Source organism: Brumimicrobium sp. (genome assembly GCF_048268645.1).
Taxonomy (GTDB): domain Bacteria; phylum Bacteroidota; class Bacteroidia; order Flavobacteriales_D; family Crocinitomicaceae; genus Brumimicrobium; species Brumimicrobium ulvae.
In genome coordinates, this window is sequence record NZ_JBLWVE010000009.1 from 38,949 (window position 1) to 61,106 (window position 22,158).

The following is a 22,158-nucleotide window of genomic DNA, read 5'->3' on the forward strand; positions in this document are numbered from 1 at the left end:
ACACTTAGGTTACTTATGTAAACGAGTTGTCCAACAAAAAAGTCAACACTTAAACTATATTCCCAGTTAACACACACAATGACTCACCAAAAATAACTCTAGTCAAGCCATTTGTTTATATAGAGAAACGATCTACATCACCAAAAAAGTGCACCACCTGGAATAAGAATTATTTAGCAATTTGTATTCACCTACACCATAAGCTTAAGATTTTCATCCCTTAGGATAAACCATCAATCACTTTACTGCTCAATCAATGAAGGACGAAATTTTCCTTAGCTTTTGAGCCTAATCCCCCACCTGTACCTCCATCACAATACAGCAATACTTCCATCAGTTAAAAGTAGCCACATAAAAAAAAAGGAGGACTCTCGTCCCCCTTTCTACTATTATAAACAACATCAAACTATAACAAACAAATATTAATCACTAATTAATGGAAAAACCACAAGTAAAGAGCTCTTCTCGTTCTATTTTATTCTCTGGGTACTTCCGTACTTTATCCATTAACTTAGCGACTTCGTAAATCGTTAATTTATTTTCTTTATTTTCTTCTGCATGAGTCGTTAACTCCTCTTGTGCAATGTTTACACGGTTTAGTGCAATTACATATCGATTCATCATATCTTCATCGTTTGAATTCTATACCTTCTTACGGCCAAACATTCAGAGGGTTACATTAAATCAAGAAATAATTGACATTTTTAAACAATATGCTGAAGTTATTCTAAAATAGACCACTTGTTAACCACTGAATTACAAGCAACTACTCTCGAAATACATTTTTTAACTGCTTGTGTTTTTTTTCGCGTGTTCCTGATTCCGACTTTATAAGTAACTGCAATAAAATGATCAACAAGTAGATAGGAAACAAGATTGTCTTCAAGCTTTTTTTAATGATATACCTAGCTCCTTTTCTTCTTGCTGTTTTTTCTTTTTTGGAGCTCACATTCTTCTCTTCTCCATCGTTATCTAATCTAAAAAAACGCAATGCCCTATTCATTAAAATCTCACCTAACCCATATTCTCTAATGTTGGTCAGTGAATATTCTTTGTAACTTAACACAAATTGAAATAGAATTGTTTTCAACTGAATTAATAGTGATAAACTTAATTCTTGTACTTGTTGCTTAACAATCTTCAACTCCTCTTTAAGTTCTTCCACTGCGATTTTATTCTCTTCTGAAATTGTTGTATACATGATTAATATTGTTGTTTGTTGCAAATATCATAAGGAATAGTGTAACTTTTTGATCCATTAAGCGGTATACTAATATTAAGTACTCAATCTTAACTTAATTAAGTCGATTAAGTAAATTAAGTTTTAGATTAAGTAAGGTATTAAGTTTAGAATTTCTATTTTTGCTTATTCAATGAGACTTGCCGGTACATATCACCCCATTCCCTTTCTGCTCGAAAGGCTATCCCATTACCTACCTGGTGTGACAATAACCAGTGCATTATGGTTAGATTACAATAAACAACTTCGCACTTCTCATGAATCCGCGCCACTAAGCGACTATTTAAAAGTAAAAGCTCAAGAACTACGCAAAGCACAAAAAAGAATTGAATGGTCTCGGACTGAGGATCTATTTGAAAACCACAAACCAGAAACTTCTCAGCTATCTTTTGAGGATGAAGACGCTATGAATGTCCTGCGTTTATACTTCCAGTCTCCAATCGACGGACTGAATGATATTATCACTATTCGATTTACCAATAACGTTTTTCTTAAAAACTTAAACATTCAATTTAAAGGAATAAGCACTCAAGAAAAACACATTCTAAGTAGCATGTTGATTTCTATTCTTTCTGCCGAACACCAAAAAGCAGTTGAGGAAAGAGATTTTTTGATGCGTGTTGAACAGATTAACAAAAAACAAACCCATAAAATAAAGCAACTTACAGAAGATTTAAAATCAACTGAACAACTGTATAGTTCTGCCATTAGTAATATACTCAATGACTTTAAACAAAAACTTGAAATAAAATTAAATAAGGAGTTTATATTCAGCAACAAAGTCATTTACAAACTCGCTAAAGAACGTCTTTCGATTCAAGCGATTGAAGCGGTAATTGAAAACGCAATCTATCTAGCTTATAACCTGAACTTATCAGAACAACAAATAAGGATAACAGCAGACCATATCCAACTGGATAAAGTTAAGGCTGTGGTCAATCATAGTAACACCATTCGTAAAAGCGATACCAAAACCAATCACTTACTTGATCGGTACGAAGCTGCTGCAATACATGTGTTAGAAAAGGGATTAAACGTTAATGGTAAGACAATAGCAGCCCACCTTGACCCACCTGTTACTCCACCTGCAATTACTGATGCGGTCAAAAAGAACAAAACCAAGATTTCTTATTTACTTCAGCAATATCCTGAAAAATGGCCAAACACAAGAAAATCAATTAAGCCAATAGCAAATCTTGATGAGACTATCGTTAAATCTAGGGTTGTCTAACTATTTACTTATGTAAACACAGTTAAAGCTTTGTTTTTAATTAATAATTACAGCGACTTGCACTAACTTTAATCGAGGTTCAACAAATAAGTCTTATCTTTGTTTCTCTAACAAAGCAATACAATGAAAGAGTTTGATATCCCAAAGTTTTACCGCTCTCCGATTATTTCCAAAGTTAAAAACATGCGAAAAGTAATGGATCCTCGTAAGAAGGACTTCACTCCTACTATTTTGGATTTTGGTCCCGTTCGATTCCATATCGCTCGTCACTTTGGTTTTTGTTTTGGCGTTGAGAATGCCATTGAAATTTCTTATAAGGCTATTGTAGAAAACAGAGGTAAGCGTATCTTTCTTTTAAGTCAGATGATTCACAATCCTAATGTTAATGCTGATCTTTTGGACAATGGAATTCGTTTCTTGCAAGACACAGAAGGTAATGAGTTAATTTCTTTTGATGAATTAAGACCTAATGATGTGGTGATTGTTCCTGCTTTTGGTGCACCCATTGAAACGATTGTTAAGTTAGAAGCCAAAGGGGTTGATGTCAAAGCTTACAATACCACTTGTCCTTTTGTTGAGAAGGTTTGGAATCGTTCCAAAAAACTGGGCGAAACAGAACACAGTATTATTATTCATGGAAAACACAATCATGAAGAAACGCGTGCTACTTTTTCTCACAGTTCTTCAAATGCTCCTTCTGTTGTAGTGCGAGACATTGAAGATACTGCCGTCTTAATGGATATGGTACTTGGAAAGCGACCGAAAGAAGAGTTCTATACTTACTTCGACGGGAAACACAGTGAAGACTTCGATGTAAATCAGCATTTAGACCGACTTGGCGTTGTTAACCAAACTACAATGTTAGCAACAGAAACGCAAGAAATTGCTGACTTCGTTAAACAAACAATGATTGAGAAGTACGGTGAAGAAAATCTTAAAGATCACTTTGCCGACACCCGCGATACGCTTTGTTATGCTACAAATGATAATCAAAATTCTACTTACGGATTAATGAAGTCGAATGCAGACCTTGCAATTGTTGTCGGTGGATACAACAGTTCAAACACAACACACTTGGTCGAGCTTTTGGAAGAAAGTTATCCTACTTATTTTATCAATACAGAAGATGACATTCTAAATAGAAATGAGATCTCACATTTCGACATCCATAAAAAGGTCGTTAAAAAAAGTACTGATTTTATTCCTTCCCATGAAGTGGTTGATATTGTACTCACCTCAGGCGCTTCTTGTCCTGACGCTGTTGTAGACAGAGTTCTCCATAAATTTTTGGACTACTTTAATGAAACAAAGACAGTTAAGGAGGTATTGTCCAATATTGAAGTAAAAAATTAAGAAATATTCTTCAAGAACACTTGTAGAATCATATCTAATTACTATTTTTGCGCTGGGGTAAGTCTTGTACGACCAGCTCCCTCTGAATCCCCCAGGACGGGAACGTAGCAAGGGTAAGAGGTTGTAGCGGTGCGATGCAAGTAGCTTACCCCACTTTTTTTTTATAAAACCTACCCCCTATTAATTTCCCTTCGTTTTTCAAAAGCTTAATGTTTAGTTAATACTCAAAAGAATTTAAACCCTTAAATTCGTTTAATTTTGTCTTTTTGATCGAATGACACTTTATTCATGAGTATAAAACTTAAAGAACTAGCAAAATTATTTCTAAAACTAGGAAGTATTGCCTTTGGCGGTCCAGCAGCTCACATCGCAATGATGGAGAACGAAATCGTAAAAAAACGAAAATGGATGACTTCCCAACATTTTCTAGATTTGGTTGGTGCTACGAACCTAATTCCAGGACCCAATTCCACAGAAATGACCATGCATTGTGGACATGAACGCGCAGGATGGAAAGGATTAATTGTAGCTGGTGTTTCTTTTATTCTTCCTGCAGTAACCATCACCATGATTTTGGCATGGCTTTATGCTAAATATGGAGAAGTTCCTGCCGTCCTACCTTACATTTACGGTATACAACCTGCAGTTATTGCAATAATTCTAGCAGCTGTTTTTAGACTCGCTAAAAAAGCGATAAAATCAACAGAATTAATAGTACTAGGGGTGATTACCTTAAGTATTACTTTAATAGGAGTTCATGAAATTATTGCATTGTTTTCCTGTGGGTTAGCGGGGCTACTCCTCTACACAGTTAGAAATAGAAAAAACACATTGAATAGTTTTTCACCTTTTCTATTACTTCACATGGCCCTCTCCCTTACTAGCTTAAAAGTCTTTTGGATTTTCCTTAAAGTAGGCGCAGTACTTTATGGTAGTGGATATGTCTTGTTCGCATTTTTGGATGCAGAATTAGTGAACACTGGATTACTTACCCGTCAACAACTTATGGACGCAGTTGCTGTTGGTCAGTTTACTCCGGGTCCTGTGTTATCAACAGCTACATTTATAGGATGGCAACTCAACGGATTTTGGGGCGCCCTAGCAGCTACTCTTGGAATATTCCTCCCCTCTTTTGTGTTTGTTGCTTTACTGAATCCATTGATCCCTAAACTAAGAAAGTCACCATACATTTCTGCTTTTATGGATGCAATTAATATTGCAGCTGTAGCAGTAATTGTTGCTGTGTTAGTGGAAATGAGCTTTGAAGCTTTGGTAGATTGGAAAACATTTATGATTGCAAGCTTGAGCATTATCGCTGTTTTTATTTTCAAAAAACTTAACAGTGCATTTATTGTGTTAGGTGGCGCTGGATTAGGCTATTTACTCACCTTGGTTTAATTCATAAATTAACAATAATGTGAAGAATATCACTAAATTAACATTTATTAATTGGTTACTAAGATATTAGCACTTATATTTGTAATGATTTAGGTGGTTAAGTTAGGTTGATTAGCGAGAGGAAGGAACGCCAGTTTTTTCCTCTCGCGTTTTTTTTCACACACTCCCCCTTCTTCATTTCAACACTATAATTGTTTCAATTTTATTACATCAGAGAATTACTCATCATCCAAGCTTAAATCAATAGATTTCATTTTTTCTGTTCATTTTAAAAATACCCTCAAAAAATAATACAGAATTTATCCAACTCCTAAGTATTGTTGTATCTTTGCCTCCCATAGTTACAAATCAATTAAAAAATGTCAAATTCAACAAAATACATCTTTGTAACTGGTGGGGTTGCATCCTCATTGGGAAAAGGAATTATCGCAGCATCTTTAGCTAAACTTTTGCAAGCAAGAGGATACTCAACAACCATTCAAAAACTTGATCCTTACATCAATATCGATCCTGGAACTTTAAATCCATACGAGCACGGTGAATGTTATGTCACCGACGATGGAGCAGAAACGGATTTAGATTTGGGGCATTATGAACGTTTTTTGAATGTTTCAACATCTCAAGCGAATAATGTAACCACAGGTAGAATCTACCAATCTGTAATTAACAAAGAACGTCAAGGAGCATATTTGGGTAAAACTGTTCAAGTCATCCCCCACATCACCAATGAAATCAAAGAAAATATTCAGAGTCTGAGTAAAGATGGTGAGTATGACATCGTTATTACAGAGATTGGAGGTACAGTTGGTGACATTGAATCTTTGCCTTTTGTTGAGGCTTTGCGTCAAATGAGATGGGAGTTTGCTGATGACTGTATCGTAATTCACTTAACACTTGTACCTTATTTACAAGCCGCTGGGGAATTAAAAACAAAACCTACACAGCATGCTGTTAAACAATTGTTAGAATTGGGTGTTCAGCCTGACATATTATGTTGTAGAACAGAACATAAACTTGATTTAGAACTAAGAAAGAAAATCGCACAATTTTGTAATGTAGTACCTGAGGCTGTTATTGAAGCTATGGACGCACCTACAATTTACGATGTTCCATTAATGATGCAAGAAGAAGAATTGGACGAAATCGTATTGAAGAGATTAGGCCTTTCGCGTAAATCTCAACCTGATTTAACTTCATGGAATTCATTTTTACATAATTTAAAGAATCCTACGTCAGAAATCACTATTGGATTGGTAGGAAAATATGTTGAATTAAAAGATTCCTACAAATCAATTAACGAAGCATTCATTCACGGAGGAACAGCAAATCTTTGTAAGGTTAATATCGAATGGATTCATTCTGAAAAAATCACCAAAGCCAATGCAAAAGAAATTTTAGGTGATTTAGATGGTATCCTCGTAGCTCCAGGATTTGGTTCGCGTGGAATAACTGGAAAAATCAATGCTGTTCAATATGCCCGAGAAAACAATGTTCCTTTTTTAGGTATATGTTTAGGTATGCAGTGCGCTGTTATTGAATTTGCTAGAAATGTTATGGGTTGGGAAGATGCACATACAGCAGAAATTTCACCTGAGGCCAAACGTCCTGTGATTAGTTTAATGGAAGAGCAAAAAACTGTTTCTGATATGGGTGGAACCATGCGTTTGGGTCAATATAAATGTGAATTAAAACCCAATTCAAACATCTATGAGGCATACAATACTGAGGTGATCAAAGAACGTCACCGACACAGATTTGAATTTAACAGTGCATATTTAGATGATTTTAAGAAAAGTGGTATGAAAGCAACTGGATTTAATCCAGATACAGGATTGGTTGAAGTGGTAGAAGTTGAAGACCATCCATGGTTTGTTGGAGTTCAATTCCATCCTGAATATAAAAGTACAGTCGACAATCCTCACCCACTCTTTACTAGTTTTGTTAAAGCAATTATGAACAACAAGAATAAATAGTTAGAAAAAATAAATAATGGATAAGAATACAATTATTGGTTTAGGTTTAATTGGAGTAATACTCGCTGTATTTACTTTTTTCAATCAACCTTCAGAAGAAGAACTTAAGGAAAGGATGGCGCAGCAAGAATTAGTTGCGCAACAACAAAAAGAAGCTGCTGAAAAAACAGAAAGTAAGATCACCAAAAAGACCGTTGAAAATCCTGCTCCTAAAGCTGTATTGGATGAAAACGGAAATCCTGTTCTTGACAGTCTTGGAAATACAGTTTATGCTAACGATTCCCTAATGGTGGAGGAAGCTGAAACAGTTGGAATTGTAAATGCCAGAGACGTAGAAGAAGAAACTTTTGTTTTGGAGAATGAGAAGTTAAAAATCATTTTAACCAATAAAGGTGGTGGTGTAAAAAGTGTTTTCTTAAAAGGTTATCAAACTTATGAAAACTTTAGGAAAAATGAAGGTACGGAAGAAATTACACCACTTCAACTATTCGATGAAGAGATCGCTTCTAACGGACTGAAATTCAAAACAGACAAAGGAGAGCAATATACAAGCGGAGTTGCTTTCGAACTGTTGAGACAAACTGAAAACTACATCTCTTTTATTGCTCATTATGACGAAGGAAAATCAATTGAACAAATCTATTCTATAACTCCAGATCAATATCATATTAACTATGAAGTTAAAATGAAAGGGTTTGAAGGAGAAGTTACACCAGAAAGGGTCTTTCTTGATTGGGAGGTTGAAATGTTAAAGACTGAAAAACTATTGTCTGAACAACGTCGTATTTCAACGGTATTTTTCAAAGAAAAGGGCGGTTCTTACGATTATTTATCTGAATTTTCAGATGATGAATTTGCAGCAAAAACTGATGTTGACTGGGTTGCTTTCAAACAAAGTTACTTCTCTTCGATCATTATGCCAGATAAACCATTTATGAAAGAAGGAACAACTTTTAAGGTGGTTAATTATGAAGAAGGCTCTGAAAAAGATTCTTCACACATTAAAGCTTATTCTTCCTCAATGAATCTTGGATTAAGCAATACTGGGAATGGTAGTGTCCAAATGAAATGGTTCTTTGGTCCTAATGACTATGATGTACTTGAATCGTACGCAAATGGTAGTGAGGACATTATTAATTATGGATGGGGATTGTTTAGATGGATTAATATTTATGCCATTCAACCTTTGTTTGTTTGGTTGGCTGGATTCGGTATGAGTGCTGGTATCGCTATTTTACTCCTCACAATTATTGTAAAGTTAATCCTTACTCCTATTCAATGGAAAATGTTTGCTTCTTCTGCAAAAATGAGAATTTTAAAACCTGAAGTAGAGGAAATCAACAAAAAGTATCCAAATAAGGATGATGCGATGAAAAAGCAGATGGAAATGATGACACTTTACCGTGAGTCGGGTGCTAGTCCACTTGCAGGGTGTGTTCCTATGTTGATTCAGATGCCTATTTTGTTTGCGGTTTTCCGTTTTTTCCCAAGTACTTTTACGCTTCGTCAAGAAGGATTCCTTTGGGCAGAAGATTTATCGAGTTATGACTCTATCCTTGACTTGAGCTTCAACATTCCATTTTATGGATCTCATGTAAGTTTATTCACTTTATTAATGGCGATTACAACATTGTTCTATACTGTTTTAAACAGCAGTAATATGCAACAACCATCACAACCGGGGATGCCAAACATGAAAATTATCATGTACTTCTTCCCTATTATGATGATTTTCTTCTTTAATAATTATGCATCTGGATTGAGTTATTATTACTTCATCTCTACTTTGATGTCGATCTTAACGATGGTGATGATTAAGAATTTCTTTGTGAATGAAGACAAATTAAAAGCAAAAATGGCTGCCCGTCAATCTGCAAGTAAAGGAGATGGAAAAAAAGGAAAATCTAAATTCCAGGAGCGTCTTGAACAAATGCAAAAAGCGCAACAAGAAAAATTGAAAAACAGTAAGAAAAAATAAATTCTTTATCATTTTAATTGATTAACGTCCTGTTCTAAATGAGCAGGACGTTTTTTTTTGCCAGGATTAGTAATTTTTAACCGAGAAAGTAGTTTACAACTGCTTTTTTTCATTAACTTAATTGGGTAAATTAAAACCTGAATACATGTTAATAGAAATCAATAATGACAACATCGACAAACGTTTGATTGATGACGTTGTAAAAGAATTAAAGAATGGTGAAATCATCATTTATCCTACAGACTCAGTATATGCAATTGGGTGTGATTTAAAAAATAAGAAAGCCTTAGAAAAACTGGCCAAATTTAAAGGCCTGAAACTTAAACAGTCTAAATTCTCTATCATCTGTAAAGACTTAAGTCAGGTTTCAGAATATGTTAAACACATTCCTCAGCCCACATTTAAGGTCATGAAAAGAACACTTCCTGGTCCTTTCACCTATATTTTACATGCCTCAAGTGAGGTAACAAAGCTATTTGATACCAACCGTACAGAATTAGGGATTAAGATTCCTGACAACAATATTGTTTTGGCTATAGTTGAAGCATTGGGGAATCCTTTGGTGACCACTTCCCTTCACAATGAGAATGATGAAATGTTGGAGTACTTTATCGATCCTTACAAAATCTACGAACAATTTGATGATAAAATCAACACCATTATTGATGGAGGGCCAGGAAAACTGGAAGCCTCTACGGTAATTGACTGTACTGGAGACCAACCAGAGGTTGTACGTGAAGGAGTTGGAAAGCTATAATTGATTATAGACTCCAAATTTTAATCTTACGGTCATCTCCTATTGTTGCAAAGGATTGTTCTGAAATTTTCGCAATCCTATTCACAGTATGGCGGTGACCTTTATTTTTGAATTCGACTCTTTCAATAATAGAAATATCCATGGCATTCCATAATTTTATACTCTTATCGAAGCTAACAGAAACCATTTTTTGTTTTCCATCGATGAAGATCAAATCATAAACAGCATAATTATGAGCCGGTATGCTTAAGAGTAATTCTTTTTCCTTCCAATTCCACTTTTTGATATGTGCGTCTTTTCCTCCAGTATAAAGAACATCGCCATCAAATAATGCACAATTCGCACCTTCTTTATGGGCTTTGAATTCTTTAATTAAATTAAAAAATCCTGTTTCTAATATTCTAATGTAGCCATCTTGACCACAAATAGCAATATGAAGGCCGTCTTCACTCGTTGAAATCTCTCTTATCTTACCACAATTGAAGGGTAAAGTGATTAGAAGGTCAAAGGTTTTTGCATCCCAAGCGCAAAAAACACCATCTTTATCTCCAGAGTAGAAACGTTCTGTATGTTGACAATACGTCAAGGCGAATACCGCCGCTTTATGTTGAGCAAGCCACCTCACCTCTTCTCGTTTTACGGTGTCAATAACATGAATACCTCCATTGTTGGTACCAATTGCCAGCAAATTAGAAACTGGGGAAAAGTCAAGATTATACGCGGATCGTTCAAGTTGCACCGTAAAATTAGTCTGTTCTCCTTTGGATACATCCCATTTAGCAACGAACTTATCTGCACTTGTCGTATAAAGAAATCCATCATTAAAAACCACATCATAAATAGCCCCATTGTGACCACTTATCGAATGCAATAATTTCAATGATTCTTTCGTTTCCATCTTATTCCTCTTCGTCCTCGTCAGAATTTACTTGCTTTAAACGTGTCGCCATATCAGTCGGTAAACTTTCAAAAAAAGTATCACCTCTCAATCCAATACGTAAACATTCCAGCGGAATAACTTCGTTAGGAGCAATATTTCCTAAATTAACATTAGCACCAAATAGTTTAATAAACCAAACTTGTTGATTTTTTTTAGGTGCTTCCCAAAGAATACTGTTGGGGTCTATTTTAGCAATAATTTTATTGATCAAGAAGGTATGCGCAGTTCCATTCGGTCTAAAAACACCAACGTTTCCACTCTCTCTTCCTTCTGCAATGACTTTCCAAGAACCCGCCTCAAGTTCATTACTCATCATTTTAATCCATTTGTTTGGAGAAATAAGAATTCCAGAATCTTTAGAACCTACTTCTGATAAAACAGTAGTGTTTTTGGCCATTGTATGAATAAGTTCACACTTTTCATCGTGAGGGATAATAATGGAACCATCAGAAATCTCTGCCAAGTCAAGATCATATTTGTCAATTAATCTCAGATAATCTTCAAACATACCTCTTGCATAAAACGCTTCAAATAAAGTTCCTCCAAAGTAAGGACGAATATTGTGTTTCTTATAAAGTTTTATCTTTTCCTCTAATTGATTCGTTACGAAAGCAGTACCAAACCCAAATTTCACAATATCTGTGAGACCTTCATTTGCTTCTATAAAATTTGCTGCTTCGGAAAGACTTAAGCCTTTATCCATCATCATGGTTAACCCTTTTTCACGAGGTTTTTGGTCACGTTCTGGAATATATGGTAAACTAAAATTCTTCATTATCTATATTTTCATCAAATTCATCTAACCGATCTATAAAATAAGATGCGGAATTCATTTCTGGAAAGTGCAAAAATAAACTTTTTGCTAAATTAGCATCATTTTCGAGGACTTCATCAAAAAAGAACATTGATTCAGACTGATTTCCTATCATCCAATGACAATAGCAAAGGACCATTTTCGTTACATTGTTTTCACGCAACTCCTTATTCTTTTCAACTGCTTCAAAAACCATATCCATAGATATTCCAGCAATAAACGACAGATAATCAATAATTGCCTCCTTATCTCTTGGGTCTAACTCAATGGCTTTTTCGTAAGCAGCAATTGCCTGTTCATTTTGTTCTTTACTTTCATAAGCATTACCTAATGAACGCCAATAATCTGATTTCGTTGGTTCTAAATCTACAGCCACTAATAACTCCTGAACAGCGCGGGTATGTTTTCCCAATAAATCACTCATGATTCCTTTTCCTAACCAAGCGTCTGCTAATTGTGGTAAAAGTGCTGTGCTTTTATGGTACATTTCATAAGCTCTCTCAAGCTCACCAAGTTCTTCATAACACTCTCCCATTGAACAATAAACCATAGGATCATCTTGGTCAAGTTTTAAACATTTATTATAGTGTTCTAATGCTAGCTCAATTTTATTGGCATCTAAATAAGCATTGGCTAAATTATAAATAGCAGGTATAAAATCATCATCAATTAAAATCGCATATTCATAGGCCCAAATTGCTTGATCTGTTTTGCCTATTTTAGAATAAGCATTTCCTAGATTATACCATGTGGTATAGGAATAAGGTTCTTCATCAATATACTCTAGAAAACATTTTATTGCATTATCATAGTCATTGATTTTTTCATAGCAATGTGCTAGTTCATAAATCAATAGATCGTTCAGACTACCTTCTTTAATTGCATTGCTTAGAATTTCAATTGCAGATTTATAATCGTCTTTGTTTTCATATTCCATCGCTAGATCAATCGCAATTTCAGCCTTTTCTTCTCCAGAAGCGGAGTCAAAAGCTTTTCGGAAATACTTTATGGCTTGATCGTTATCTTTTAACTGACTATAACAAGTTGCAATTGAAAGAAGCACATCAAGATTATTGGCCTCCATGCGCTCTAAGTTCAGCAAGAGTTTTAATGCAGCATTGATTTTACCCGTCATTGACAACACCTGTGCATAACGTGTAATAATTGTACTATTCGTTGGGAAATGTTCTATCGCTTTTTCAGCTGCCCATTTTGCTTTTTTCAATTGGTTTGAAATCATCAAATGATCAAGAATATATTCCACCTCGTCTGAATCGATATATACGTATTCATTGAGTGCATACATTTGTTCAAAATGCGCTATCTGCCTCTTAAAATCGGGGTTTAACCAATCGTCATCATTCTCTTCTTCAAACATAATGCTAAGATAAAAATTTCTTTGTCAATCTCCTCCTATACAAAGGAAATCTCAGGTGCAAAATTCGAGTATTTATTACACTAATACGACTTTCTTTGAAGTTTAAATTAAACTTCAGTAAATTGGATTAATTCATTAAGAATAGTGATTTAATAGAAAAGTTGCTCATAAAAGCAAACCATTCTGCTTATTATAAGCCTTTACACTTTCAAACTATTGAACGATAGTTAAAAGATCTACCTCAAAAATCAGCACTGTATTTGGAGGAATGGAGCCTCCACCCTTTTCACCATACCCTAATTTAGAAGGAATAAGCAAAATTCCTTTACCTCCTTCTTTAAATTTCGGAATTCCTTCTGTCCATCCTTTAATAACTTGCTGCAAATTAAAAGTAGCTCCACCTGCATCGCTTTGGTCAAAAACATTTCCATTTGTCGTATATCCTTTATATCTAACAGTTACATTATCGTTAGATAAAGGATGATTACCTGTTCCTAATTCATTAATCACATAATGCAAACCAGAACTCGTTTCCAAGGCTGTTAGGTTTTGATCAGCGATATATTCTTTAATGATTTCAATGTCTTTTTCAAGTTGCTCTTCAGGACTTAATTCCTTTTTACAAGCCGAACCCATTATCAGGAATCCAATCATTAAAAGTGAAAATCGAATGTTCATATTTTTTTCTTCAAAAATAGTGAATACTTAAGAGAAGATAGTGTTAAATATCACAAATGATTTCAACAAACAGCTTCACCAGTAATTTAAGTGCTAAAAAAAACAGGGACAACTTTCGCTGTCCCTGTTTTTAATATCCATTGTTCGCTATGATTAGAATCTCCATCCTAAGCGTAAAGACGCAAAGTTAGTTACATAAGAATCTTTATAACCAGCAAATTCAGTAGTTGAAGTTGTAGAAGTTCCACCAGAAGTCACAGTAGTTTCTCCTACTCTATCCTTATGTGTTGTACCATGTACTGCAACACCTAATTCTAAACCTACATATACATTTTCTACAAAGTAGAAATCCATACCTAGACCCAACTGAGCACCAATTCCAAAGTATCCACCTGATTGCTCACTTGTAACCGCGCTATTGTATCCAGTTCCATCATACATATCCCAAGTTTCATTTTGTTTACCAATTGAGAAATTCACACCTAAAGCAGCGTATGGATCTAGCTTTTTTGTTCCTAAGAAGTGGTATTCACCTCCTAATTGAAGTGCAACAGCAGCTCTTTTTATCTCCTGAAGTCCTTCACCTCCTTTTGTTCCATCATTAAATTCGTAAAAACGATTTTTTTCAGTCATTGCACTACCTGAACCATCACCTAATGATAATTGAACACGAGCGGCAATGTTATCACTAACGAAATAACGAGCACGCAATGAAGGAGCATTCCAATTGATACCAGTATTTCCTCCTGTAACAAGGGCCTCAATAGAGAATGGTGTTGCGTCTGTAGCCTTCTCTACTTCTGCATACGTTTGAGCATTTAAGCTTCCTGCAAACAATGCAGAAAGAGCTACACAACCTGTCAAAATAATCTTTTTCATAATTAAATAGTTTATTAATTTATACTAAAGTTAACAAGTCTTACGGACTTATCACACTAAATGTTTCAAATATTTCCATATTTAATTGTTAATAACTTCAACCTAATCGTATTCACATGAATATCAATCTATATCGATTACCAATCCATCATAGGCTGGAGCGACTGAAAGGGGCAACTTTTTTTGAATTTCTTCATGCGTACCAAAATAATGGGACATATGGGTTAAATAGCTTTGTTTGGGCTTCAAAAAGTTAATGATGTCTAAGGCTTCTTCTAAGTTGAGGTGAGAAATATGTGGTTCTTCTCTCAAACAGTCTAATAGAAGTACCTCTACTCCTTTCAATTTATTCAATTCCTCTACTGGAATGGTTTTTACATCTGTCATGTAGGCAAAGTCTCCTATACGGTATCCAAAAACAGGCATTTTATAGTGATACGAAAGAATTGGGGTTACCATTGGACCGTCAGGCAATTGAAATGGTTGATTCTCTATAATATTGATATTTACCCTAGGAACACCTGGATAAGTGTTGCCTCCAAAAGCATAGTGAAATTCTCGCTTTAAAGTTTCTGCAACTGCATGGTTGCAGAAGAGTTCCATATTTCTTTTTTCTAGGAAATTAAAAGATCGAACATCATCCATTCCTGCGACATGATCTTTGTGTTCATGTGTGTACAATACTGCACGTAAACTATCCACATCCTCTCTTAACATTTGCTGCCTGAAGTCTGGACCTGTATCAATTACAAAGTTTTCGTCATTCCAAGTGAAAAGAATTGAACTTCTCAACCTTTTATCTTTTGGGTCTGGTGAGGTACATACCTTGCATTTACACCCTATCACAGGAACACCCTGCGAGGTTCCTGTTCCTAATACTTTAACTTGAAGCTTATTTTTCATGTCTTTCAAAAATATAAACTATATCTGTTTAACAGTAGAAAAAAACAAAAAAAAGCCCCGACAAAATTGCCGGGGCCTCCCAAATTTAATCGAAATGAATTATTTAATCACTTTGAATGTTTTTGCACTATTTTCAGTTCGAACATTTACAAAGTAAACACCAGCGTTTAGTTGTGCTGTATTTACAGTGAAGTTGCTAGAAGAAATAGTTGAAGAATATACGATACTTCCAGTTGCAGAAACTACTTCTACTGACTGAAGTGTACCATTTTCATTCGTAATATTTAATACTTCTTTCACTGGGTTCGGGTAAACAGATACACCTGCGAAATCTAAATCATTAAGACTTGAAGTATCAACAGTGATAGAAACGCATGCTGAAGTGTCTTGACAAACACCATCTGTTAAGATAACTGCATAACTTCCAGTTTCAGTAGCCGTAAATGACATTCCTGTTTCACCAGCTATTACAGAACTATCAGCACAGTTAATCCATTGGTAATCAACTCCAGTTTGGTCAGCAGTGATTGTCGCTTCTGAAACTGTTGTTGTTACTACTAAATTACATAATTGAACTGCTGCACATGGGAACAATTGGTATCCTGAATCATATGGTGAACTACTGTCATATTGTTTTCCTAATCCTGTTAAGCTAAATGGTCCAACTGGTGTTGGTGTATTCGCCATTGGAGAACTTCCAGGTACACGTACCAAGAAAGTATCTACTCCATTAGTAACATCAATGTTACCGTGGTCAGGCCATAATGCTTCACCGTTTACAAGGTAAAGAGTGTCAAACATAACATATTGACTTTCTGTCGTTTCATCTAGAGTTGTAACTAAAGTTGGTGCTTGAGTTGCAGCTCCTTGCGCTAAAACAGTAATTTCATTAGGAATCACTTGAATCAATCCATTGAATTGACCAATTTGACCTTTAATTTCCAAGCTATCTCCTTCTACTGGCGCTGTGTAGTTTGGTAAATCGTCAAAGTTGAACAAAGTAATTCCATCATTATTATCATCAATAACAACGATATCATAACCATTTCCTCTGAAGTCACCACAGTGAACAACACCTGTTAAAATAACATATACATCTACAGAATCAGCAACACCATCCGCATCTACGCCTGTAACATCACCAATTGAATATGCTGTATAGTCTAAAGTTTCACCTGTTAATGCAATTGTTTGGTCAGTAGCACCTGTTGAAGAAATAGTCACATCACCTACCTGATTAAGGTTTTTAGCTGGACCGTTCAAACGAACATATACTTTAGTAGAAGCTACAGCACCTCCAGATTGAGTTAATGTAACTGAAGCACCATAAGTACCTCCGAGTGTTTCTGAAACTTCGAAATTTGTCGGTACTGAGACTGTAATATCATCCGTTAAGTTAAACCCTTCAACCATAAAAGAATCAGCTGCAGAAGGAGTTCCTACAAAATGAGAGAATCCTGAGATAGCAGTTTCTGAAGCAGTGATTGTTGGTGCTGGTAAAGCAATTTCACCTTCTAAAACCACAGTTACATCAGTAGCTCCTGTAGAAGTAATTGTCAACTCACCATTTGATGGGTTAGCAGCAGCCGTTCCATTCAAACGAATGTAAATAGTCGTTGGAGCAATAGTTCCTGTTCCAAACGGAAGTGTAACTGAATTACCGAATCCAGAACCTGTAGTTGAAGAGATTTCATAATCACCTGATGTAACAGTGATAACTGCATCAGCTGTTAAGTCCATTCCAGAAACATCGACAGTTTGTTCAGCAGAAGGTGTTCCAACAAATTGTAAAAATCCTGAAACTGTTGTTGGTGTAGCACTTAAAGTTGGTCCTGACGCAATAACAAACGAACCTATATTGGAAATTGTTTCATAAGAATCTGCACCACCTTGGCATAATCCATTTCCGTCTAATGAACCATTATAGAAATCCCAATCTGCTTCAACCCAAGCTCCCGAAGGAGTTGTATTGTCAATTCGTTTCGCATATCCATCTTTATACTCCCAAGGCTCTCCTGTACCGTCAGTATTATCTGCTCCATATTGGTCAACCACAGTCCCTACACCTGTAATAATCAAACGAATGGCGTCATCTCCATTGAAATCCACAGCAGATGAAGTGGTTGGGAAAGCATTTGTTACGTTCGGAAACTCAGTTGCAAAAGATGGATCATCTTTATAGATGTATACAAATTCGTCAGTAACTGTTCCCAAAGGTGATAAATCAAATGCGTTTCCCCATGCACCTCCATTAGAGCTTTTTTCTAAGCTGAAATTTGAAAAGTCAACTGTTCCTTGGGCGTATAACTCAACTACCTTTGGTGTTCCTCCAGAACAGTCCCCATCCATAATCATGGTAATGATTGGAGTTTGCCCCATAACTGTTGTCGAGATGAACAACAGCATTAATAAGTAAAATTTTCTCATAATATTATATTTTAAATGATTAATGCAAAACTATGATAAGTTATGCTGAATCATGTTACCAAAACATTAAGTATTGTCCAATAGTTATTAACAATTTCTAGACTTCTACTCCTCTATTACGATTACTTTAGTGTCATACCCAAAGACTGAAAAATGTCCTAAACATTCCTTAGACCAATAAGAAGTAGGGTTTGCCGGTGCTGCAGAAGAAGATCCTCCTCCAGCTATTGCTCTTAATTCGCTAAAATAGGTGTATGATTTTTCACTGTAGGAGAGCAAGTCAATTTGTACTGTATCACCTACTTGGTATAACTCTGAAAACAATGGAACTTTTTGAATATTTCCTTCGGTAAAGTCGTCGTCAAACATAAACTGATCTCCCAACTCTCTTTTGTATTCGCCATTGATTTTTTTAATGGCCCTGTAGTAATTGTCCCCTACTGGATCTGTAACATTCATGTAAACAACATACCCTGCGTCAAAAAATGGCGTTTGAGGCTGAAATTCTGTTGTCAAGGAGTCTAAAGGAACTACAGGTTGTAATACATCCGATGCCTCATAGGTTTCACCATCAACAGTAACTTTCATAGTATACTCAGCACTGTAAGTAGGTGAATAGTTTTCTAATAAATAAGTTCCATCCGCTTGATCGACTAATGGCGTAACGATTCCATCGCCATCCGTAATTTCTACCGATGCTCCGGTTAGTGTTGTATATCCATCATTCGAAAAGACGTTAATGGATTTTGAGAGTCGGACATACACCTCTTCTTTTACAGCATCGTATTTGGCTTCGATAACCAATTTTGGTTCTGTATCGGTGACTTCTAAATCAATCACTTTTTGACAAGAAGAAATGAGCACTAAAAAAGAGATTGTAAAAAGGAAATATAGCTTTTTCATCTTATTTAATTTTAAAGTTATAAGTAATCGATGGAATTATTTTAAACAATGCTGTTTGAACTGCTTGCGTTTGTCCTGTAGGATTATCCTCAAAACTATCCGTAAAACGAACTGAAAAGGCATTTTCTCTGTTGTAAACATTATAAATCGAAAAACTTAAGTTGTGTTCAAAATGTTTACGCTCTTTTAAGTACCATGTTAACCCCAAATCTAGACGGTGGTAATCTGGAAGTCGGTTTCCATTTCTTTTTCCTACGTAAGCAACTTCATATCCATCCATTTCATACAAAGCACTAGGAAATGTCACTGCATCACCTGTATAATAAACAAAACTTGTACTCACGACCAACTTTTTATTGATTTCATAGGTCAACACTAAATTCAAGTCATGAATTCTATCTTGTCGTGCCGAAAACTCAGCGCCTGCATCGATATCCTCAAAGGTTCTCAACGCTCTTGAAAGGGTGTAGTTAAACCAACCTGTTAACTTCCCTTTTGTTTTTTTAATTTGAAATTCTACTCCAAAAGCACGTCCTTTCCCATAAACTAATTCTCTTTCGATTTGACCATTTAACAACAAGTTTGCGTTGGGCTTATAATCTATTTGATTTTGCAACCATTTATAATAGGTCTCTACAGAAACTTGATACTCATCTTGTTTAAAGTTTTTATAATATCCTAAAGCTGCTTGATCCCCAATTTGAGGTTTCACATTATTGGAAGTCGGCACCCAAACATCTGTTGGACTGCTGGTTGTAGTATTTGACAATTGATGAATGTATTGGAATATCCTATTGTACCCTGCTTTTATCGAATTGCTTTCATTAAGGATAAAACTTGCGGAGAATCGTGGTTCAATTCCTTGGTAATACTTAATCGACTCCCATGAACCGTAGGTGGTTTCATCAGTAATCAACCCATTATCATCATATTCGTAGGCAGTACCTTTTCCCATATAATTGAATCCAGAATACCTCAAACCATACATGAAAGCCCATCGGTTTCCAACTTTTTGTTCGTTTTGAACATAAGCTCCTACTTCAAGCGCATGACGATCGTCCAAGTTGATTTCATTAAACCCAACATTTACCCCGCTTTCTAAAGATCCTGGCTGAAAAGTATGGTGAATCGCATTCACACCAAACTTCAAACTATTGTTGTTGTTGATATAGTAATTATAATCTTGTTTCAAATTGAAGTCCCTTATTTTTGAGCGAATTCCAAAACCATCTTCTCCTTGACCGATTGTAAATCGATAGTCGAATTCGCTATAAATAAAAGAAGTATTCACAAAAAGCTTATCATTAAACAAATGATTCCATCTTACTGTTCCAGTCGCATTCCCCCAATCAAAACCAAACTGATCGTCTAAGGAAAATTTATCTCGTCCGAAATACCCAGAAATATACACACGGTCTTTATCTCCGATTTTATAATTGGCCTTTGCATTTAAATCATAAAAGAACAATGTTGTATTTTTTATTTCTTCTTCTTTAGCAAATACTAAAAACACATCCGCATAACTTCTTCGTCCAGAAACTATAAAAGACCCTTTGTCTTTTACAATTGGACCTTCGACAGTTAATCTTGATGAAATCAAGCCTATTCCTCCAGAAGCGCCAAATTTCTTATTGTTTCCATCTCGCATTCTAACATCCATTACAGAAGATGCACGACCTCCGTATTCAGCGGGAATTCCAGACTTATACAAAGCAACGTCTTTGATGGCATCAGAGTTAAATACTGAGAAGAAACCCAATAAGTGAGAAGCGTTATAAACTGTTGATTCATCTAAGAGTATCAAGTTTTGGTCTGCTCCTCCACCGCGAACATAAAACCCAGCACTTCCTTCACCCCCACCTTTAATTCCGGGAGTCAATTGCAAGGTTTTCATTACATCTTGTTCACCAAATAGAATCGGGATTGTTTTAATCGACTGTGGATCCAAGCGAGTCACTTCCATTTGAGAAGAGGTAATGTTGTTATTGGAACGTTTTGAGGTTACTTCAACTTCTTCTAGCTCCTGAACATCTTTTGATAAAGACAATTCAATATTTATCAAAGTATCTTTTGTTAATTGAATTACAAAGCGTTGTTCTTCATAACCTGAACTTCTGTAGATTAAAGTATGTTCACCTGCAGGGATAGATAAAGAATAGAATCCATAGACATTTGACCTAGCGCCTGTATTTGACATATCCGCAACAATGAGCGATGCACCAAACAAATCTTCGCCATTTCTCGCATCAGTGATGTTTCCACTGATGGTTATATTTTGAGAAAAAGCTGAAAAGGATAAAAAAGTAAACAATAAGAGGGTCAGGAAGTTCAATTGTTTCATTGATGTGTGTTTTTTTATAATTATACTACAAGTAGTTGTGAATATTGTTCAATATTATTTATCTTTTTTCTTTAAGCTTAAGCAATACATCATCTAAAGTAAAGCCTTTTGATTTTAACAGAACAAGATAATGCAACAACAAATCAGCGCTTCCTTTAAGGAATTCTTCTGAATCACTTTGAATAGATTTCACAATTAGTTCAATTGCTTCTTTCCCCGTTTTTTCGGCAATATGATTTGTTCCACGAGCAAACAAACTAGAGATATAAGAATGTTCTTTCGGGTTGATTTTGCGGTCATTGATTTTCTTCTCTAACTGTTCAATGACTCCAAATTGATGAGAAAAAGTATCTCCCCAACAAGTCATTGTACCTTTTTCACAAATTTCAGACAAAGGTTCTGCCTTGACCAGTAGAACTGCACCTTTACAATCTAATTCTATGGTATGCAAACGAAGGATATTTTCTTCCCTCCCTTTAGTCCATAACTTTTGTTTCAAAGGTGAATAAAACGTCACTTTTTTAGTCTCCAAAGTGATATCGTAAGCCTCTTCGTTCATGTGGGCAAACATGAGTACATCATAAGTATCCACATCTTGAACAATTACTGGCAAAACGCCATCATCATTACCAAAGTTTACTTTCATAGTCGATCAGTCAAATTGTTAGAATTGCATTTTCATTAAAAAAATACTCAAACAAATTTAATCAAAAAGTATAAACTCTTACCAGATTTTGTGTAAACGATACATTAATAATGTATTAACATCAAAGCAAAAAAATAAATAGTTCAATAGGAATATGCTCTCGATAGGCTTCGGGATTATTGTGTCTTGCTTTAGCTTCTATAAGTATGAATACGAAAAATCAGATGTTAGACCTTCGACAAAAAAGTCTAATGCCTACCGTCTAACATCTAATATTCAACTATTTTGATCGTCACAGAATTTTATTCTCATGTGAACC

18 protein-coding genes and 1 other RNA gene are annotated in these 22,158 nt (G+C 35.3%); 7 read left to right on the plus strand and 12 right to left on the minus strand.

The features are described from left to right. Positions 1-429: 429 nt before the first annotated feature. Entirely contained in the window at positions 430-624 is a 195-nt protein-coding gene (locus tag ACN0U3_RS08775) for a hypothetical protein (RefSeq protein ID WP_299205981.1), read from the minus strand. Positions 625-766: 142 nt separating this feature from the next. After that, positions 767-1,201, minus strand: a complete 435-nt coding sequence (locus ACN0U3_RS08780) for a hypothetical protein (RefSeq protein WP_417265913.1) — start codon at positions 1,199-1,201, stop codon at positions 767-769. A 172-nt stretch (positions 1,202-1,373) separates the two neighbouring features. Here ACN0U3_RS08780 and ACN0U3_RS08785 point away from each other — a divergent pair, with 172 nt between their 5' ends. The 7 genes from ACN0U3_RS08785 (at position 1,374) to ACN0U3_RS08815 (ending at position 9,930) form a co-directional block, all read left to right on the plus strand. Beyond that, positions 1,374-2,471 carry a hypothetical protein gene (locus tag ACN0U3_RS08785; protein WP_417265914.1) on the plus strand — a complete coding sequence of 366 codons (1,098 nt, stop codon included), beginning with the start codon at positions 1,374-1,376 and terminating at the stop codon, positions 2,469-2,471. 123 nt (positions 2,472-2,594) lie between these two features. After that, positions 2,595-3,824: a 4-hydroxy-3-methylbut-2-enyl diphosphate reductase gene (locus ACN0U3_RS08790; RefSeq protein WP_417265915.1), complete on the plus strand. Its 1,230-nt coding sequence runs from the start codon at positions 2,595-2,597 to the stop codon at positions 3,822-3,824. 55 nt (positions 3,825-3,879) lie between these two features. Next, an RNA gene (gene ffs / locus ACN0U3_RS08795) (signal recognition particle sRNA small type) lies at positions 3,880-3,977 on the plus strand. Positions 3,978-4,112: 135 nt separating this feature from the next. Then, positions 4,113-5,222: a chromate efflux transporter gene (gene chrA, locus ACN0U3_RS08800; protein WP_417265916.1), complete on the plus strand. Its 1,110-nt coding sequence runs from the start codon at positions 4,113-4,115 to the stop codon at positions 5,220-5,222. A gap of 359 nt (positions 5,223-5,581) precedes the next feature. Beyond that, positions 5,582-7,195, plus strand: coding sequence for a CTP synthase (locus ACN0U3_RS08805; RefSeq protein ID WP_417265917.1), 1,614 nt, complete (start codon positions 5,582-5,584; stop codon positions 7,193-7,195). Between the two features lie 16 nt (positions 7,196-7,211). Continuing rightward, positions 7,212-9,173: a membrane protein insertase YidC gene (yidC, locus tag ACN0U3_RS08810; protein ID WP_417265918.1), complete on the plus strand. Its 1,962-nt coding sequence runs from the start codon at positions 7,212-7,214 to the stop codon at positions 9,171-9,173. A gap of 145 nt (positions 9,174-9,318) precedes the next feature. Continuing rightward, positions 9,319-9,930 (plus strand): L-threonylcarbamoyladenylate synthase, encoded by a 612-nt coding sequence (locus ACN0U3_RS08815; protein ID WP_299205989.1) that lies wholly within the window; start codon positions 9,319-9,321, stop codon positions 9,928-9,930. A gap of 4 nt (positions 9,931-9,934) precedes the next feature. On the opposite strand, the gene ACN0U3_RS08820 is transcribed toward ACN0U3_RS08815, so the two are convergent. The 10 genes from ACN0U3_RS08820 to hisIE all read right to left on the minus strand — a co-directional run bounded on the left by ACN0U3_RS08820 (position 9,935) and on the right by hisIE (position 21,839). Continuing rightward, a complete protein-coding gene (locus ACN0U3_RS08820) occupies positions 9,935-10,828 on the minus strand; it encodes a WD40 repeat domain-containing protein (RefSeq protein WP_417265919.1) in 894 nt (297 codons plus the stop codon). 1 nt (position 10,829) lies between these two features. After that, a complete protein-coding gene (locus ACN0U3_RS08825; RefSeq protein ID WP_299205991.1) occupies positions 10,830-11,645 on the minus strand; it encodes a phosphosulfolactate synthase in 816 nt (271 codons plus the stop codon). Beyond that, entirely contained in the window at positions 11,632-13,062 is a 1,431-nt protein-coding gene (locus ACN0U3_RS08830) for a tetratricopeptide repeat protein (RefSeq protein WP_299205992.1), read from the minus strand. The genes ACN0U3_RS08825 and ACN0U3_RS08830 overlap by 14 nt, the downstream gene beginning before the upstream one ends. Positions 13,063-13,275: 213 nt before the next feature. Further along, positions 13,276-13,740 carry an FKBP-type peptidyl-prolyl cis-trans isomerase gene (locus tag ACN0U3_RS08835; protein ID WP_417265920.1) on the minus strand — a complete coding sequence of 155 codons (465 nt, stop codon included), beginning with the start codon at positions 13,738-13,740 and terminating at the stop codon, positions 13,276-13,278. 153 nt (positions 13,741-13,893) lie between these two features. Continuing rightward, positions 13,894-14,619, minus strand: a complete 726-nt coding sequence (locus tag ACN0U3_RS08840; protein WP_299205995.1) for a hypothetical protein — start codon at positions 14,617-14,619, stop codon at positions 13,894-13,896. Between the two features lie 123 nt (positions 14,620-14,742). Then, positions 14,743-15,522, minus strand: a complete 780-nt coding sequence (locus ACN0U3_RS08845; RefSeq protein WP_417265921.1) for an MBL fold metallo-hydrolase — start codon at positions 15,520-15,522, stop codon at positions 14,743-14,745. 99 nt (positions 15,523-15,621) lie between these two features. Further along, positions 15,622-17,949 (minus strand): T9SS type A sorting domain-containing protein, encoded by a 2,328-nt coding sequence (locus ACN0U3_RS08850; protein WP_417265922.1) that lies wholly within the window; start codon positions 17,947-17,949, stop codon positions 15,622-15,624. Positions 17,950-18,054: 105 nt separating this feature from the next. Then, a complete protein-coding gene (locus ACN0U3_RS08855) occupies positions 18,055-18,852 on the minus strand; it encodes a DUF4249 domain-containing protein (RefSeq protein ID WP_417265923.1) in 798 nt (265 codons plus the stop codon). Between the two features lies 1 nt (position 18,853). Further along, positions 18,854-21,193 carry a TonB-dependent receptor gene (locus ACN0U3_RS08860; protein ID WP_417265924.1) on the minus strand — a complete coding sequence of 780 codons (2,340 nt, stop codon included), beginning with the start codon at positions 21,191-21,193 and terminating at the stop codon, positions 18,854-18,856. 58 nt (positions 21,194-21,251) lie between these two features. Beyond that, positions 21,252-21,839: a bifunctional phosphoribosyl-AMP cyclohydrolase/phosphoribosyl-ATP diphosphatase HisIE gene (gene hisIE / locus ACN0U3_RS08865; protein WP_417265925.1), complete on the minus strand. Its 588-nt coding sequence runs from the start codon at positions 21,837-21,839 to the stop codon at positions 21,252-21,254. Positions 21,840-22,158 lie beyond the last annotated feature (319 nt).

What these genes read in the sequence shown, in the direction of transcription:
- ACN0U3_RS08775 (WP_299205981.1), bottom strand. Translation starts at nt 624, where the DNA reads ATGATGAATCGATATGTAATTGCACTAAACCGTGTAAACATTGCACAA.
- ACN0U3_RS08780 (WP_417265913.1), bottom strand. Translation starts at nt 1,201, where the DNA reads ATGTATACAACAATTTCAGAAGAGAATAAAATCGCAGTGGAAGAACTT.
- ACN0U3_RS08785 (WP_417265914.1), top strand. Translation starts at nt 1,374, where the DNA reads ATGAGACTTGCCGGTACATATCACCCCATTCCCTTTCTGCTCGAAAGG.
- ACN0U3_RS08790 (WP_417265915.1), top strand. Translation starts at nt 2,595, where the DNA reads ATGAAAGAGTTTGATATCCCAAAGTTTTACCGCTCTCCGATTATTTCC.
- chrA (WP_417265916.1), top strand. Translation starts at nt 4,113, where the DNA reads ATGAGTATAAAACTTAAAGAACTAGCAAAATTATTTCTAAAACTAGGA.
- ACN0U3_RS08805 (WP_417265917.1), top strand. Translation starts at nt 5,582, where the DNA reads ATGTCAAATTCAACAAAATACATCTTTGTAACTGGTGGGGTTGCATCC.
- yidC (WP_417265918.1), top strand. Translation starts at nt 7,212, where the DNA reads ATGGATAAGAATACAATTATTGGTTTAGGTTTAATTGGAGTAATACTC.
- ACN0U3_RS08815 (WP_299205989.1), top strand. Translation starts at nt 9,319, where the DNA reads ATGTTAATAGAAATCAATAATGACAACATCGACAAACGTTTGATTGAT.
- ACN0U3_RS08820 (WP_417265919.1), bottom strand. Translation starts at nt 10,828, where the DNA reads ATGGAAACGAAAGAATCATTGAAATTATTGCATTCGATAAGTGGTCAC.
- ACN0U3_RS08825 (WP_299205991.1), bottom strand. Translation starts at nt 11,645, where the DNA reads ATGAAGAATTTTAGTTTACCATATATTCCAGAACGTGACCAAAAACCT.
- ACN0U3_RS08830 (WP_299205992.1), bottom strand. Translation starts at nt 13,062, where the DNA reads ATGTTTGAAGAAGAGAATGATGACGATTGGTTAAACCCCGATTTTAAG.
- ACN0U3_RS08835 (WP_417265920.1), bottom strand. Translation starts at nt 13,740, where the DNA reads ATGAACATTCGATTTTCACTTTTAATGATTGGATTCCTGATAATGGGT.
- ACN0U3_RS08840 (WP_299205995.1), bottom strand. Translation starts at nt 14,619, where the DNA reads ATGAAAAAGATTATTTTGACAGGTTGTGTAGCTCTTTCTGCATTGTTT.
- ACN0U3_RS08845 (WP_417265921.1), bottom strand. Translation starts at nt 15,522, where the DNA reads ATGAAAAATAAGCTTCAAGTTAAAGTATTAGGAACAGGAACCTCGCAG.
- ACN0U3_RS08850 (WP_417265922.1), bottom strand. Translation starts at nt 17,949, where the DNA reads ATGAGAAAATTTTACTTATTAATGCTGTTGTTCATCTCGACAACAGTT.
- ACN0U3_RS08855 (WP_417265923.1), bottom strand. Translation starts at nt 18,852, where the DNA reads ATGAAAAAGCTATATTTCCTTTTTACAATCTCTTTTTTAGTGCTCATT.
- ACN0U3_RS08860 (WP_417265924.1), bottom strand. Translation starts at nt 21,193, where the DNA reads ATGAAACAATTGAACTTCCTGACCCTCTTATTGTTTACTTTTTTATCC.
- hisIE (WP_417265925.1), bottom strand. Translation starts at nt 21,839, where the DNA reads ATGAAAGTAAACTTTGGTAATGATGATGGCGTTTTGCCAGTAATTGTT.